Source organism: Pseudomonas sp. Xaverov 259, from assembly GCF_019352915.1.
Taxonomy (GTDB): Bacteria; Pseudomonadota; Gammaproteobacteria; order Pseudomonadales; family Pseudomonadaceae; genus Aquipseudomonas.
Window position 1 is genome coordinate 46,977 of sequence record NZ_JAAAFV010000033.1, and the last position, 14,346, is coordinate 61,322.

Genomic DNA, 14,346 nt, shown 5'->3' on the forward strand with positions numbered 1-14,346 from the left:
TGCATCAGACCCCATTACCCCAATCGAATATTCAAACTCTGCGCATCGCCCGTGCGCGCGGCGCTGATCAGTTGCTGCTTGGCGGCCGCATTCAGCGGGTTCAACCAGCTCACTACCGTATGGCTACGCCCCAGGCGCAAGGCTTCGCACGTCAGTTGCTGAGCGCTTTGCGCGCCGCGTGGTTGCAGCAGCAGGATGCGCTCACGGTTGAGGCCTGCGTCCCGCAGCCAGGCCTGGGTCAGGCTGGCGGGCGGGGCGATCAGCGTCAGCCAGCGCGCGTCCTGCTCTTCGCTCAATTCGCGAAGGATCGGCGCCAGCAGGCTCAGGCAGCTCCCGGCAGCACCGCGCAACGACAGCTCACTGAACGCCTCAGGTTCGCAGCCCCAAGGGGCCTCGACCGTTTCCTTGAGGATGGGCGCAAGGGGTTGGGCCATAAAGGCCTCGAACAGCGACAGTTGTGTATGTTGCGGGGTGTGCACGAGCTGCATGGTGCCTCCTTTAGCGGCGAATGACGCCGACGCTCAAGCCTTCGATCACCAGGTCCTGATCTTTCAGGTTCACTTCAATCGGGGCGAACTCAGGGTTCTCGGCCAGGAGCCAGACCTTGCTGCCTTCGCGCTTGAAGCGTTTGACGGTGACTTCATCGCCGATACGGGCGACGACGATCTGGCCATTACGGGCTTCGCGAGTGGTGTGGACGGCCAGCAGATCACCGTCGAAAATGCCCACGTCCTTCATGCTCATGCCGTGTACGCGCAACAGGTAGTCGGCACGTGGATGGAAGAAGGTCGGGTTGATGTTGCAGGACTCTTCGACGTGCTGCTGCGCCAGGATCGGCGCACCGGCGGCGACGCGGCCGATGATCGGCAGGGTCGATTCGTCGGCCTTGGCTTCAAAACCAGGGATACGGATACCGCGTGAAGCACCCGGGGTCATCTCGATCGCGCCTTTGCGGGCGAGGGCCTTGAGGTGTTCTTCGGCGGCGTTGGGGGACTTGAACCCCAGTTCCAGCGCAATTTCCGCTCGCGTCGGCGGGTAGCCGTTGTCGTCGAGGCAGCGCTTGATAAAAGCCAGAATCTCAGCTTGGCGTGGCGTCAGTTTTAGCATGTTGATCGCTCTGTCTTTTTATACAGTGACTGGGATTATATACAGTGAACTGCGCTTGGCAATCATCCTTTTTTGGCACTCCGCTGGACGGTCATCTGTCATCCTTCCTACAAGGCATAGACGGCGCTGCCTACAGAGCGGCAGGGATGTGATTAAATAGGCATGAAATAGATGACTGCCCGGCCGGAAAGCGGCCTTCCAGGCTTGACAAGACACACCCTGAAACGTATGTTTCAAACAAGTGTTTGTCAGGCGGAGTAGCCATGGCCCAGTCGGAAACCGTTGAACGCATTCTCGATGCTGCCGAGCAATTGTTCGCGGAAAAAGGATTTGCTGAAACTTCATTGCGGCTGATCACCAGCAAGGCTGGGGTTAACCTCGCCGCCGTGAACTATCATTTCGGCTCGAAAAAAGCCCTGATCCAGGCGGTGTTCTCACGCTTCCTGGGGCCGTTCTGCGCCAGCCTCGACCGTGAGCTGGAGCGTCGCCAGACCAAGCCCGAAAACAAGCCAAGCCTGGAAGACCTGCTGGAAATCCTGGTTGAGCAAGCGCTGGTGGTTCAACCGCGCAGCGGCAATGACCTGTCGATCTTCATGCGTCTTTTAGGGCTGGCCTTCAGTCAGAGCCAGGGCCACTTGCGCCGTTACCTGGAAGATATGTACGGCAAGGTGTTCCGCCGCTATATGTTGCTGGTCAACGAAGCCGCCCCGCGTATTCCGCCGATCGAATTGTTCTGGCGTGTGCACTTCATGCTTGGCGCCGCCGCGTTCAGCATGTCCGGCATCAAAGCCTTGCGCGCGATTGCCGAGACCGATTTCGGTGTCAACACGTCCATCGAACAAGTGATGCGCCTGATGGTGCCGTTCCTTGCCGCCGGCATGCGTGCCGAAACCGGCGTGACCGACCCGGCCATGGCCGCCGCGCAACTGCGCCCGCGCAGCAAGTCCACACCGGCCGTCGCCAAGGCGTGATTGCCCCAGGTGTGCGCGGCGGCTAAGCTAGCCGCCATGCCGATTTCAGCTATTTACTCGCAACCCGTTGTGCTCGCTGCGCTTATTGCGCCAAGTGAGGGCAACGGGTTGTGTGCGTTATTTAAGGAAGGTTTATGACTGCTGCCCTGCAAGGTTCGTTAATGGTCGATGTGGCCGGTACTTGGCTGACGGCCGAGGATCGCCAGTTGTTGCGCCAGCCTGAGGTGGGCGGGTTGATCATTTTTGCGCGCAATATCGAGCACCCACGGCAAGTGCGCGAATTGAGCGCGGCGATTCGCGCGGTGCGCCCCGACCTGCTGCTGGCGGTCGATCAGGAAGGCGGTCGTGTGCAGCGCTTGCGCCAGGGTTTTGTACGCCTGCCGGCCATGCGTCTGCTGGCGGACAAGCCGAATGCCGAATACCTGGCCGAGCAGTGCGGCTGGATCATGGCCACTGAAGTGCTGGCGGTCGGGCTCGACCTGAGCTTCGCCCCGGTGCTGGACCTCGACTATCAGCGCAGCGCCGTGGTCGGCACCCGTTCCTTCGAGGGCGACCCGGAGCGCGCTGCCGTGCTCGCGGGCGCGTTCATTCGCGGCATGAACAGTGCCGGCATGGCTGCCACTGGCAAACACTTCCCGGGCCACGGCTGGGCCGAGGCGGACTCCCACGTCGCGATTCCCAATGATGAACGCAGCCTGGAGCAGATTCGCGCAAATGACCTGGTGCCTTTCGCACGCCTGAGCAAGCAATTGGCGGCGGTGATGCCGGCTCACGTGATTTATCCGCAAGTGGACGCCCAGCCCGCCGGTTTCTCGCGTCGCTGGTTGCAGGACATTTTGCGTGGCGAGCTGCAATTTGACGGGGTGATTTTCAGTGATGACCTGTCCATGGCCGGTGCGCATGTGGTCGGTGATGCGGCCAGCCGTATCGAAGCGGCGCTGACGGCTGGGTGTGATATGGGCTTGGTGTGCAATGACCGCGCCGCTGCGGAGCTGGCACTGACTGCGGCGCAGCGCATGAAGGTGACGCCATCGGCGCGGATTGCGCGGATGCGTGGGCAGGCGATTGCCTCTACGGACTATAAGCAGGACCCGCGTTGGTTGTTGGCGCTTACCGCGTTGCGGGATGCTCAGTTGATCGACTGACAACCGCGTTGCTGCCATCGCAGGCAAGCCAGCTCCCACCCTTGAATGTATTCACAAATCAAAGGTGGGAGCTGGCTTGCCTGCGATAGCGATCTAACCGTCAGCGCTTCTCTTGCTTATTGGGCAACGGTGCAAACAACGCCTCAATATCCTCATTACCCAACTGCCAATCCCCGGTCGTGCGTCCATCCAGCACGCCTGCCGCCAAGTCAGACTTTTCCTTCTGCAGGTGTTGGATTTTCTCCTCCACCGTGCCTCGCGCGATCATTTTGTAGACGAACACCGGCTTCTCTTGCCCGATGCGATACGCACGGTCGGTCGCCTGGTTTTCCGTCGCCGGGTTCCACCACGGATCATAGTGGATCACGGTGTCGGCCTCGGTCAGGTTCAAACCGACGCCACCCGCCTTCAGGCTGATCAGAAAAATCTGCAGCTTACCGCTCTGGAAATCCTTCACTGGCGTGCGCCGGTCGCGGGTCTGGCCGGTGAGCAGTGCGTAAGCCACACCGCGCTTTTGAAGTTCGGCTTCGATCAGGCTCAGCATCGAGGTGAACTGCGAGAACAACAATATCCGGCGCCCTTCGGCAAACAGCTCTTCGAGCATCTCCAGCAGGCTGTCGAGTTTGCCCGAGCTGCTGCCACGGGCGGGCAGGGTGGCGTCGTTGACCAGGCGCAGGTCGCAGCACACCTGGCGCAACTTGAGCAGCGCTTCAAGAATGATGATCTGGCTGCGCGCCACGCCCTTGCGGGTGATTTCGTCGCGCACCTTCTTGTCCATGGCCAGGCGCATGGTTTCGTACACGTCGCGCTGGGCCTCGTTGAGGTCGACCCAGTGGATGATCTCGGTCTTGGGCGGCAGCTCGGTGGCTACCTGCTCTTTGGTGCGGCGCAGCAGGAAGGGTTTTATCCGACCGTTGAGGTGCTGCAGTCGCACCTCACTGGCGCGCTTTTCGATGGGCACGCGGTAATCACGGTTGAAGCTTTTGACGTCACCCAGCCAGCCCGGCAGCAGGAAGTGGAACAGCGACCACAGCTCGCCCAGGTGGTTTTCCAGCGGTGTGCCGCTCAGGCACAGGCGCTGGCGCGCATTGAGCTCGCGCGCGGCCTGGGCAGCCTTGCTGTTGGGGTTCTTGATGTACTGGGCCTCATCGAGGATCAGCACATGCAAGGGCTGGGCGGCGAGTATGTCGATGTCTTTTGGCAGCAGCGCGTAGGTGGTCAGCAGCAGGTCATAGTCCTGCAGGTTGGCGAAATGTTTCTTACGGCCAGCGCCGTATAGGGCCTGCACCCGTAGTTGCGGTGTGAAGTGCGCGGCTTCGTCGAGCCAGTTGGGAATCAGGCTGGTGGGCATCACCACCATGCACGGCCGGTCGAGGCGCCCGGCGGCTTTTTCGCTGAGGATATGCGCCAGGGTCTGCAGGGTTTTGCCCAGGCCCATGTCATCGGCAAGAATCCCGCCCACATCAAGCTGGCGCAGCGACTGCATCCAGCTCAAGCCTTCCAGTTGATACGGGCGCAAGGTCGCGTTCAAACCCTCGGGTGCCACGCAGGTGAAGTCCTTGATGTCGCGCAGGCGCTGGGCGAAGTTGCGGATCTTCTCGCCGCCTTCCCATTGCAGCGGCAGGTCTTCCAGCGGGTTCAGGCGAATGGCGTCGGCTTTGGCCAGGCGCAAGCTGGTGGTGCCGGTTTCCTGTAGGTAAAACTCGCCAAGGGTGGCCAGCACCGGCTTGAGTCGACCGTAGGGCAACGCCACTTGCAACGGGCCGTGGCCGTTGGGCAGGCCGGGAATATTCACCAGGATCAGCTCGTCGTCACGGCGTCGGGCGAGTTTTTCCGGGTTGAGGATTTCGGTGTGGGAGCGCATCAGGTTGAGCAAAATCGGCAACAGGCTCAGGCGCTCGCCATTGACGATAATCCCCAGCTCCAGGTCGAACCAGTCGCGTTCCGGGCCTTCGTCGACGGTGGCGTACCAGTCATCGACGGTACTCAAGTCGAAGCCGAAATCTTCATCGACCTGCAACTCCCAGCCCTCGGCGCGCAAGGTGGGCGAGGCGTTGAGGGTGAAGTTCAACCAGGCGCTGTCATTGACCATCTCGAACAGCTCGCCGGCACTCTCCGGCAGCGCCTTGCTCTGGCGCGTGGCGATCTTGAAGCCCAGCAGGCGCAGTTGTTCGCGATAGGGTTGCTCCAGCTCCGGATGGCGCTTGATTCGCAGGCTCTGGGTTTCCTGGCGCACGACGATGTCGGCGTTTTTCTGGCCGCTGACATAGTTGCCCAGGTAATTGAACGACAGCGCCGCACGGTGCTGGATATAGCGCTGCATCTTGCCATTACGCGGTTCAAACGCACTGAACTCCACGCTGGCCAGCCACAGGCGCGGCACCGGCCGCACCTCTTCCATCACCACTTGTGGCAGCACCACGCGGTTATCCAGCACGGCCTGGAGTTTTTCCAGCAGCTCGGCATCTTGCGCAGCGGCCGGGTAGGCCAGGGTTTCCTGGACCTTGAGCAGCACTGCCGCGATGTGTTTGCAGTTGGTGTGTACCGGGCACGTGCAGCGGCTGTCCACCAGGATCAGCGTGCCCTTGGCCGATTCGCGCAGCGAGATGGTTTGTCGGTAAACATTGCCGCCCGAGCCTTCGCAGCTGGCGATGATGGTGCTGTCGCCGGACTCGACGATGCGCACGCGGTTTTCCAGGGCGTAGCGCCGCCCGCGCTCAAGGCTTTGCTCTTTAAAGCGATTGGCCCACGAAGGGGCCAGGGGTTTGGTCAATGACGACGTCAGGGGCATGGCGCTGGATCAGTCCTGAATGTCGGGCGGTGGCGCACTGGGTGGTTTGGCGGTCAGCGACGTGATCTTGATCAGCAGCGCCAAGTGGCCGCCATCCAGGTAATTGAGTTGGTTGTTCTTGGTGCGCACGTCCTGCTGGCTCAAGTGTTCGCTGGCAATCACGCTGCCGTTGGCGTCGAACTGGTTGATCCAGAAGTCCGCGTCGATATCGGTAAAGCGCCCAAGCTGCAGGTTCAGCGTGCCCTCGATGGGGAACTGGCCGAACTGCTCCTGGCCGTCGGTAATGGCCAGCTTCACTGGTTGTTCACCGAGGTTTTGATCCCAGGCGCGGTGCAGCAATACGGTGTAACTGTTGTCCGCACTCAGCTTGTCGATGATGTTGCCCAGCCGCGGTGGGCTGAGCTTGTCGGTCGGCAGCCGCGCCGCGCCGGCATCCCAGTTTTCCGGCGCAGCGCGGCTATTGATCACCGGCTCGGCGTTCTGGCGCACCAGGATCATTTCCACCAGGTACGGGCTGTCGGCAAACGCCGAAGGTGCGACCACCACCAACACTAAGCTCAGAATGCGGAACAGGCGCATGGGGGCGTCCTTCAAGCAGATTTCGGGATGAGGCGCTCAAACAGCGCCTCCAGGGTATTAAAGCGTTCTTCGGCACGCTCCATCGGCACCATGAATTTGAACAGCGTAGCCCCTTCGAACTTGTAGCGGTTGGGTTGGCCCTGAATCAGCTTGATCAGCACCAATGGGTCCACCGGCGTTTGCGCCTCGAACTCGATGCGCCCACCTTGTGGCCCGGCGTCGACCTTCTTGATACCCAGCTGTTCGGCCTGCAATTTCAGCAGCGTCAGGCGCACCAGGTTCTTGGTCGGTTCGGGCAGCAGGCCGAAACGGTCGATCATCTCCACCTGCAGGTCCTTGAGGCCTTCTTCGTCGGTGGCCGAGGCGATGCGCTTGTACAGAATCAGCCGCGCATGCACGTCCGGCAGGTAGTCCTCGGGAATCAACGCCGGCAAGCGCAGGTTGATTTCCGGGCCGCCGCCCAAGGGTTGGTCGAGGTTCGGTTGTTCGCCCTTGCGGATGGCTTTTACCGCGCGCTCGAGCATCTCCATATACAGGGTGAAACCCACCGCCTGGATCTGCCCGCTCTGGCCGTCGCCGAGCAGTTCGCCGGCGCCACGGATTTCCAGGTCGTTGGTGGCCAGCACAAAACCGGCACCGAGGTCCTGGGTGTTGGCGATCGCTTCCAGGCGCTTTTCGGCATCGGAGGTGATCTGTTGGCGCGGCGGTGTCAGCAGGTAGGCATAGGCTTGGTGGTGACTACGGCCCACACGGCCACGCAGTTGGTGCAATTGTGCCAGGCCGAACTTGTCGGCGCGCTCGATGATGATGGTGTTGGCGCTCGGCACGTCAATGCCGGTCTCGATGATGGTCGAGGCGATCAGCACGTTGAAGCGCTTGTGGTAGAAGTCGCTCATGACTTGTTCGAGTTCGCGCTCGCGCATCTGCCCGTGGCCGATGGCGATGCGCGCTTCCGGCACCAGTTCGGCGAGGTCGGCGGCGCATTTCTCGATGGTCTTCACGTCGTTGTGCAGGTAGTAAACCTGCCCGCCGCGCAGCAGTTCACGCAACAAGGCTTCCTTGACCGTGCTTTTGTTCTGCTCCATCACAAAGGTGCGCACCGACAAACGCCGCGCCGGCGGCGTGGCAATGATCGACAGGTCGCGCATGCCCGATACCGCCATGTTCAGCGTGCGTGGGATCGGCGTCGCGGTGAGCGTAAGAATGTCGACTTCACTGCGCAGGTTTTTCAGTTGCTCTTTTTGACGCACACCGAAGCGGTGTTCTTCGTCGATGATCACCAGGCCCAGGTTCTTGATCTTCACGTCATCCGACAGCAGCTTGTGCGTGCCGATCACGATATCAATCTTGCCCTCGGCCAAGTCGGCGACGGCGGCGTTCACTTCCTTGGCGGACTTGAAGCGGCTCATCACTTCCACGCTCACCGGCCAGTCGGCAAAACGGTCGCGGAAGCTGTTGTAGTGTTGCTGGGCGAGCAGGGTGGTCGGCACCAGAATCGCCACTTGCTTGCCACCGTGCACCGCAATAAAGGCTGCGCGCATGGCCACTTCGGTTTTGCCGAAGCCCACGTCGCCGCAGACCAGGCGGTCCATCGGCTTGGGCGCGAGCATGTCGGCGCGCACCGCTTCGATGGTGGTTTGCTGGTCGGGGGTTTCTTCGAAGGCGAAGCCGGCGCTGAACGTGGCGTAGTCGGCTTTCGGGTCGGCGAACGCATAGCCTTCGCGTGCGGCGCGGCGGGCATAGATGTCGAGCAACTCGGCCGCCACGTCGCGCACCTGTTCGGCGGCCTTGCGTTTGGCTTTCTGCCAGGTCTCGGAGCCCAGGCGGTGCAACGGCGCCAGCGCGTCATCGCTGCCAGTGTAGCGCGCAATCAGGTGCAGGCTGGCTACCGGCACGTAGAGCTTGGCGCCTTCGGCGTATTCCATGGTGAGGAATTCGGCGGCCTGGTTGTCGATCTCCAGGGTCTGCAGGCCCAGGTAGCGGCCCACGCCGTGGTCGATATGCACCACCGGCGCGCCTTCGCGCAGTTCGGTAAGGTTCTTGATCACCGCGTCATTGTTGGCATCGGCGCGTTTTTCACGGCGACGGCGCTGCATCACGCGCTGGCCGAACAGCGGGCTCTCGGCGATGAGTGCCAGCGCCGGGTCGTCCAGTAACAAGCCTTCGTCCAGCGGCGCAATGGTGATTGCCAGGCGCTCTTTGCTTTTCACAAAGTCCGGCCAGCTGTCGACGGTTTTCGGGCGCAGCTTCAGGCGTTCCAGCAACTCCAGCAGCACTTCGCGACGGCCGGCGGATTCGGCGGTAAACAGCACACGGCCAGGGAAATCGCCGAGGAAATTCGACAGTGCTTCCAGTGGCTGGGTGGCTTTGGCCTGGATCGCCAAGTCCGGCAACGTGCTCGCCGGGAAACGTTCGCGGCCACCGCCTGCGTCCACGTCCTGTTGGCTGGCGACCACGCGTGGCCAGTTTTTCAGGCGGGCGAAGCAGTCTTCCACCGGCAGGAACAATTCGGCGGGCGGCAATAAAGGCCGTGACGGATCGACGCGGCGCTCTTCGTAGCGGTTGCGCACATCGTTCCAGAAGTTTTCTGCGGCCTGTTCGATGCCGGGCAGCGAGAACACTTGGGTGTCTGCGGGCAGGTAATCGAACAGCGTGGACGTTTCGTCGAAGAACAGCGGCAGGTAGTACTCGATACCGGCCGGAGTAATTCCGCTGCTTAAATCCTGAAAGATCGGGCAGCGGCGGAAGTCGACGTCGAAGCGTTCGCGAAAGCGCGCCTTAAAGCGCGTGACCGCGTCTTTTTGCAGCGGGAACTCGCGCGCCGGCAGCAGCTTGATCGACTCTACTTTGTCGATGGAGCGCTGGTTGTCCGGGTCGAAGGTGCGCAGCGTCTCGATTTCGTCATCGAACAGGTCGATGCGGTACGGCAGTTTGCTGCCCATCGGGAACAAGTCGATCAACGCACCGCGCACCGCGAACTCGCCGTGTTCGTACACGGTTTCGACGCAACGGTAGCCGCTGGCTTCCAGGCGCGTGCGCATCTGCTCCACGTCGAGCTTCTGGCCGACATCCAGCACCAGGCTGCTGCCGAGCAGGAACTTGGTCGGCGCCAGGCGGTGCAGGGCGGTGGTGATAGGCACCACCAGCACACCGTGGGCCAGTTCCGGCAGGCGGTAGAGGCTGGCGATGCGCTGGGAAATGATGTCCTGGTGCGGCGAGAACAGGTCGTAGGGCAGGGTTTCCCAGTCGGGGAAATGCAGCACCGGCAAATCGGGGGCGAAGAAGCTCAGCTCCTGCTCCAGCCGCTCGGCGCTTTGGCTGTCGGCGGTGAGCAGCAGGGTAAAGCGCTTGGCTGCGCTGGCAGCCTCGGCAATGGCCAGGCTCAGGGCGGCACCGGGCAGGTTGCCCCAGTGCTGTTTACCTGCCGCAGCAGGGAGAAGCGGTAGACGCAGAACGGGCACGGAAGGTTGAGCTCCAAGCGTTGCGACAAAGTCGGTAATTGTAGCGGCCCAAGGTGCCGCCTGTCAGTTGCTGACTGAGCCTATTACGGTTTGCAGGAAATGTAGTGGCTAAGACAAACAATCGAGGGTTTTGACTCAATATGTAGTGCCATTTCGCGCGGATGTTTCGGAGGGTTACGGACAAGTTGGCACTATCGCGGCATGGGTGGCCTTCTGGAACCCGCGTATTTACTGGCCTGTAGCCGGGTGGTATTTTTTTGCAAGGGCTTTTTGTTGCGGTCGGCGCATTGCTCAACGGGCAGTCGGACGACATAATGTAGCCCCTTTTTTCTGCCCCTACATGTGGAAGGTTCCCGTGACTCAGAAGCCCGACCAGTGTCTTGGTGAATGGATCGACCGTGAAGCACTCGCTGAAGCGATGATTCCGCTTATCGGTCAGCTGTACCGCAATAACAATGTGGTGAGCTCGATCTATGGCCGCAGCCTGATCAACCAGTCTGTCATCGCGATTCTCAAAGCGCACCGCTTTGCGCGTCACCGTTCCGCCGACGACAGCGAACTCTCCGTCCACGAAACATTCCCACTGCTTAAAGCCATGAGCGAGCTCAAGCTCGGCGCGGCTTCGGTAGACCTGGGCAAGTTGGCTTACAAGTTCCGCAAAGAAGGTGCGGGCCGCAGCGCCGAGCAGTTCGTGCGTGAAGAAATGGCCGAAGTGGTTGGCCAGCAAAACGCCGCTGCCCGCAAAGGCACCGACGTGGTGTTGTACGGCTTCGGTCGTATCGGCCGCCTGCTGGCGCGCATCCTGATCGAAAAAACCGGTGGCGGCGACGGCCTGCGCTTGCGTGCCATCGTGGTGCGCAAAGGCGCCGAGAACGACCTGACCAAGCGCGCCAGCCTGCTGCGTCGCGACTCGGTGCACGGCCCGTTCAACGGCACCATCGTCATCGACGAAGAAAACAACACCATCACCGCCAACGGTAACCTGATCCAGGTGATCTACGCGAAGAACCCGGCCGAGGTGGATTACACCCAGTACGGCATCAAAGACGCGCTGCTGGTGGACAACACCGGCGTATGGCGTGATGCCGAAGGCCTGGGCCAACACCTGGCCTGCCCAGGTATCGACCGCGTTGTGCTGACTGCGCCTGGCAAGGGCAAGCTCAAGAACATCGTGCACGGTATCAACCACGGCGAAATCACCGCTGACGACAAGATCGTGTCCGCTGCTTCCTGCACCACCAACGCCATCGTGCCGGTGCTGAAAGCTGTGAATGACAAGTTCGGCATCGTTAACGGCCACGTTGAAACAGTTCACTCGTACACCAACGACCAGAACCTGATCGACAACTTCCACAAGGGCGATCGCCGTGGCCGTAGCGCCGCGCTGAACATGGTGATCACCGAGACCGGTGCCGCCACCGCTGCTGCCAAGGCCCTGCCTGAGCTGGCCGGCAAGCTGACCGGTAACGCTATCCGCGTACCGACGCCGAACGTGTCGATGGCCATTCTCAACCTCAACCTTGAGAAAGCCGCCACCCGCGAAGAGATGAACGAGTACCTGCGCTACATGGCGCTGCACTCCGACCTGCATAAGCAGATCGACTTCGTTAACTCGCAGGAAGTGGTGTCCACCGACTTCGTAGGCTCGCGCCACGCCGGCGTGGTCGACGCTGAAGCGACCATTACCCAGGACAACCGCGTTGTGCTGTACGTGTGGTACGACAACGAGTTCGGTTACAGCTGCCAAGTGGTTCGTGTGATGGAAGACATGGCCGGGGTTAACCCGCCTGCATTCCCGCGCTAAACCTTTGCGCTAAATGAAAAAGCCCCGACTGGTTCGGGGCTTTTTTGTGTCTGTTGGTTTTGTATTGAATGTCAGGGCCTCATCGCAGGCAAGCCAGCTCCCACATTTGAATTGTGAACACCGTCAAATGTGGGAGCTGGCTTGCCTGCGATAGCGGTCTATCAAGCTCCGCCAACCACCGAAGCCTGCGCCGTCCGCAGTTCATGCCGATTGCCTTTAAACAGCACCAACGTCGCAATCAGCCCCAACACCGCCGCACCACTCAGCCAAATCCCCGGCGCCGCCTTGTTATCCAGCACATGGATCAAATAAGTACAGGCCGCCGGCGTAAACCCACCAAAGGTCGCGGTCGCCAGGCTATAAGCCAGCGAAAACCCGGTGGTGCGCACTTCAATCGGCATGATCTCGGTAAGCGCCACCACCATCGCCCCGTTGTACGAGCCATACAGGAACGACAGCCACAGCAGCACAATCAGCAAATGGCTGAAACTCGGATTCGCCACCAGCCACGACAGCGCCGGGTACGCCGTGAGAATCGCCAGAATCGTCGCCGCCAGCAATAAGGGTTTGCGCCCGATCTTGTCGGACACAGCGCCCATCACCGGCAGCCAGATGAAGTTGGAAATGCCCACGCACACCGTCACCAGCAATGCATCGAAGTCAGACAAGTGCAGTTCGGCCTTGCCGAAGGTCGGCGTGTAGGCGGTGATCAGGTAGAACGACACGGTGGTCATCACCACAAGCGCCATGCCGGCGATGACGATGCCGAAGTTCTGACCGATCGAACGCACGATTTCCTGCAGGGTAGGGCGGTGTTTACGTGCCTGGAACTCAGGGGTTTCTTCCAGCGAACGGCGAATCACGAAGATCACCGGCACGATCAGGCAGCCGATCAGGAACGGCACGCGCCAGCCCCAGTCGCCCATGTCTTCCGGGCTGAGCCAGTGGTTGAGGCCCACGCCGAGCAAACCGGCGAACACCACCGCAGCCTGCTGGCTGGCGGACTGCCAGCTGACAAAAAAGCCCTTGCGGCCCGGCGTGGCGATTTCCGCCAGGTACACCGACACACCGCCCAGCTCGACGCCGGCAGAGAAGCCTTGCAGCAACCGGCCAAACAGCACCAGCAACGGCGCCGCGACGCCCAGGGTGGCGTAGCCGGGCACACAGGCGATGAGGATGGTGCCTGCAGCCATCATGGCCAAGGTAATGACCAGGCCTTTTTTACGGCCGTGGCGGTCGATGTAGGCACCCAGGAAGATTGCGCCCAGTGGCCGCATCAGGAAACCGGCGCCGAAGGTCGCCAGCGATAGCATCAGCGAGGCGAAGGCGCTGTCGCTGGGGAAGAAGGTTTTGGCAATGGCTGTGGCGTAGAAGCCGTAGACCATGAAGTCGAACATTTCGAGGAAGTTGCCGCTGACAACGCGAAAAATCGCCTTGCCTTTGCCCGTTGTGGTGGACATGTCATGCACTCATCTTGGCTGTCTTATTAGTGATCCCTGGTCATCACTCGTCCTTGCTGCAGTTTTGTAACCATATGTGTATTGGCCAGTACGGGCAATAAAAATTGATAGCAAGCTGACTAAATGCGCAGTTGTCGAGGGCAACGAAAATCAAATGTGGGAGCGGGCTTGCCTGCGATAGCGGTGGGTCAGCCATTTATTTGCTGGCTGATACACCGCTATCGCAGGCAAGCCAGCTCCCACAGGGGTTATTGGGTGTTTTTGGAGGCGGGGGTTAATTCAGGAGGGCGTTGCGCAGGCTGTCCGACAGGCCTTTTGGCGCCAGCCAGATACCGAGGTAGGCCTTTGCCAATTCATCATCACGGCTGCTGAACACCACCTTCTCATTGATCTTCAGGTTCAACCCACGCCCAGGGCGAAAATCCAGGGCATAACGATCGCCGCTACGAATGTTGCGGAAACTGGCGTGCAGTTGGTCCAGCTCGGGCTTCAGGCGGGCGAGGGTTGCAGCGCTTTGCTGGCGATCGAGGGTGGTCGTAGCGGCCCTGATCACATCATTGCGGTCGATGTCGCGAAAGTAATACAGCGCCAGGCGCACAGCCTTTTGCTGGTCCCAGGCCTGTTTGGCGCTTATATCAGCTGGAGCGTACAGCGCGGCTGCGTACACATCCGCCCAGAGATACACCAGCACCGCCTGGTTTTTCAGCGCCAGTTCATGAGACTGCGCCGGGAAGCCAGCCTGTTTGAGCCGATCCGCCTCACTGGCGTGCACCGCAAGCGAAAAAATCATCATTAAACAGAAAAGCACATGCCGCATAATGGCCCCGCCTGCGAAGGTGCGTGTCAGCAGTGTAATGCCAGTTTGCAGTTCCTGTAGTAAAGGCAAGACTGGCCTACGACGCGACCAAGGGTTAATGTGCGCGGCGTTGAGGCTTATATAGACTGTGCCCCGGCTCACACACTTGAGCCAAAAATTTCCTTCATGCCCGCTGGCCGCGGCATGATTTAGCCAGGCGTCCAACCGTACG

At 60.8% G+C, this 14,346-nt stretch carries 10 protein-coding genes; 3 read left to right on the forward strand and 7 right to left on the reverse strand.

Translation table 11 applies throughout. The features are described 5' to 3' along the window. Positions 1-14 precede the first annotated feature (14 nt). Together sulA and lexA are read right to left on the reverse strand one after the other, a co-directional pair. Positions 15-488, reverse strand: a complete 474-nt coding sequence (sulA, locus tag K0H48_RS14345; protein ID WP_219267995.1) for an SOS-induced cell division inhibitor SulA — start codon at positions 486-488, stop codon at positions 15-17. A 10-nt stretch (positions 489-498) separates the two neighbouring features. Next, complete coding sequence (lexA, locus tag K0H48_RS14350; protein WP_003172575.1) at positions 499-1,107, reverse strand: transcriptional repressor LexA; 609 nt, start codon at positions 1,105-1,107, stop codon at positions 499-501. A 263-nt stretch (positions 1,108-1,370) separates the two neighbouring features. Between lexA and psrA the strand changes: the two genes are divergently transcribed. Beyond that, positions 1,371-2,078: a transcriptional regulator PsrA gene (psrA, locus tag K0H48_RS14355; RefSeq protein ID WP_058419618.1), complete on the forward strand. Its 708-nt coding sequence runs from the start codon at positions 1,371-1,373 to the stop codon at positions 2,076-2,078. 134 nt (positions 2,079-2,212) lie between these two features. After that, positions 2,213-3,223: a beta-N-acetylhexosaminidase gene (gene nagZ, locus K0H48_RS14360; protein WP_219267996.1), complete on the forward strand. Its 1,011-nt coding sequence runs from the start codon at positions 2,213-2,215 to the stop codon at positions 3,221-3,223. A 100-nt stretch (positions 3,224-3,323) separates the two neighbouring features. Here the strand turns inward: nagZ and K0H48_RS14365 are convergent, their stop codons facing one another. From K0H48_RS14365 to mfd, 3 genes are read right to left on the reverse strand one after another with little or no spacing between them, the layout of a single operon-like run. Further along, positions 3,324-6,014, reverse strand: a complete 2,691-nt coding sequence (locus K0H48_RS14365) for a DEAD/DEAH box helicase (protein WP_219267997.1) — start codon at positions 6,012-6,014, stop codon at positions 3,324-3,326. A 9-nt stretch (positions 6,015-6,023) separates the two neighbouring features. Further along, positions 6,024-6,593, reverse strand: a complete 570-nt coding sequence (locus K0H48_RS14370; protein WP_219267998.1) for a CsiV family protein — start codon at positions 6,591-6,593, stop codon at positions 6,024-6,026. A gap of 11 nt (positions 6,594-6,604) precedes the next feature. Then, on the reverse strand, positions 6,605-10,054 hold the full coding sequence (mfd, locus tag K0H48_RS14375; RefSeq protein ID WP_219267999.1) for a transcription-repair coupling factor: 3,450 nt from the start codon (positions 10,052-10,054) through the stop codon (positions 6,605-6,607). Between the two features lie 340 nt (positions 10,055-10,394). Between mfd and K0H48_RS14380 the strand changes: the two genes are divergently transcribed. Continuing rightward, a complete protein-coding gene (locus K0H48_RS14380; RefSeq protein ID WP_138816225.1) occupies positions 10,395-11,858 on the forward strand; it encodes a glyceraldehyde-3-phosphate dehydrogenase in 1,464 nt (487 codons plus the stop codon). Positions 11,859-12,019: 161 nt separating this feature from the next. Here K0H48_RS14380 and K0H48_RS14385 read toward each other — a convergent pair whose 3' ends face one another. Then, positions 12,020-13,318 carry an MFS transporter gene (locus K0H48_RS14385; protein ID WP_219268000.1) on the reverse strand — a complete coding sequence of 433 codons (1,299 nt, stop codon included), beginning with the start codon at positions 13,316-13,318 and terminating at the stop codon, positions 12,020-12,022. A gap of 274 nt (positions 13,319-13,592) precedes the next feature. Next, complete coding sequence (locus K0H48_RS14390; RefSeq protein ID WP_219268001.1) at positions 13,593-14,135, reverse strand: chalcone isomerase family protein; 543 nt, start codon at positions 14,133-14,135, stop codon at positions 13,593-13,595. Positions 14,136-14,346: the final 211 nt, after the last annotated feature.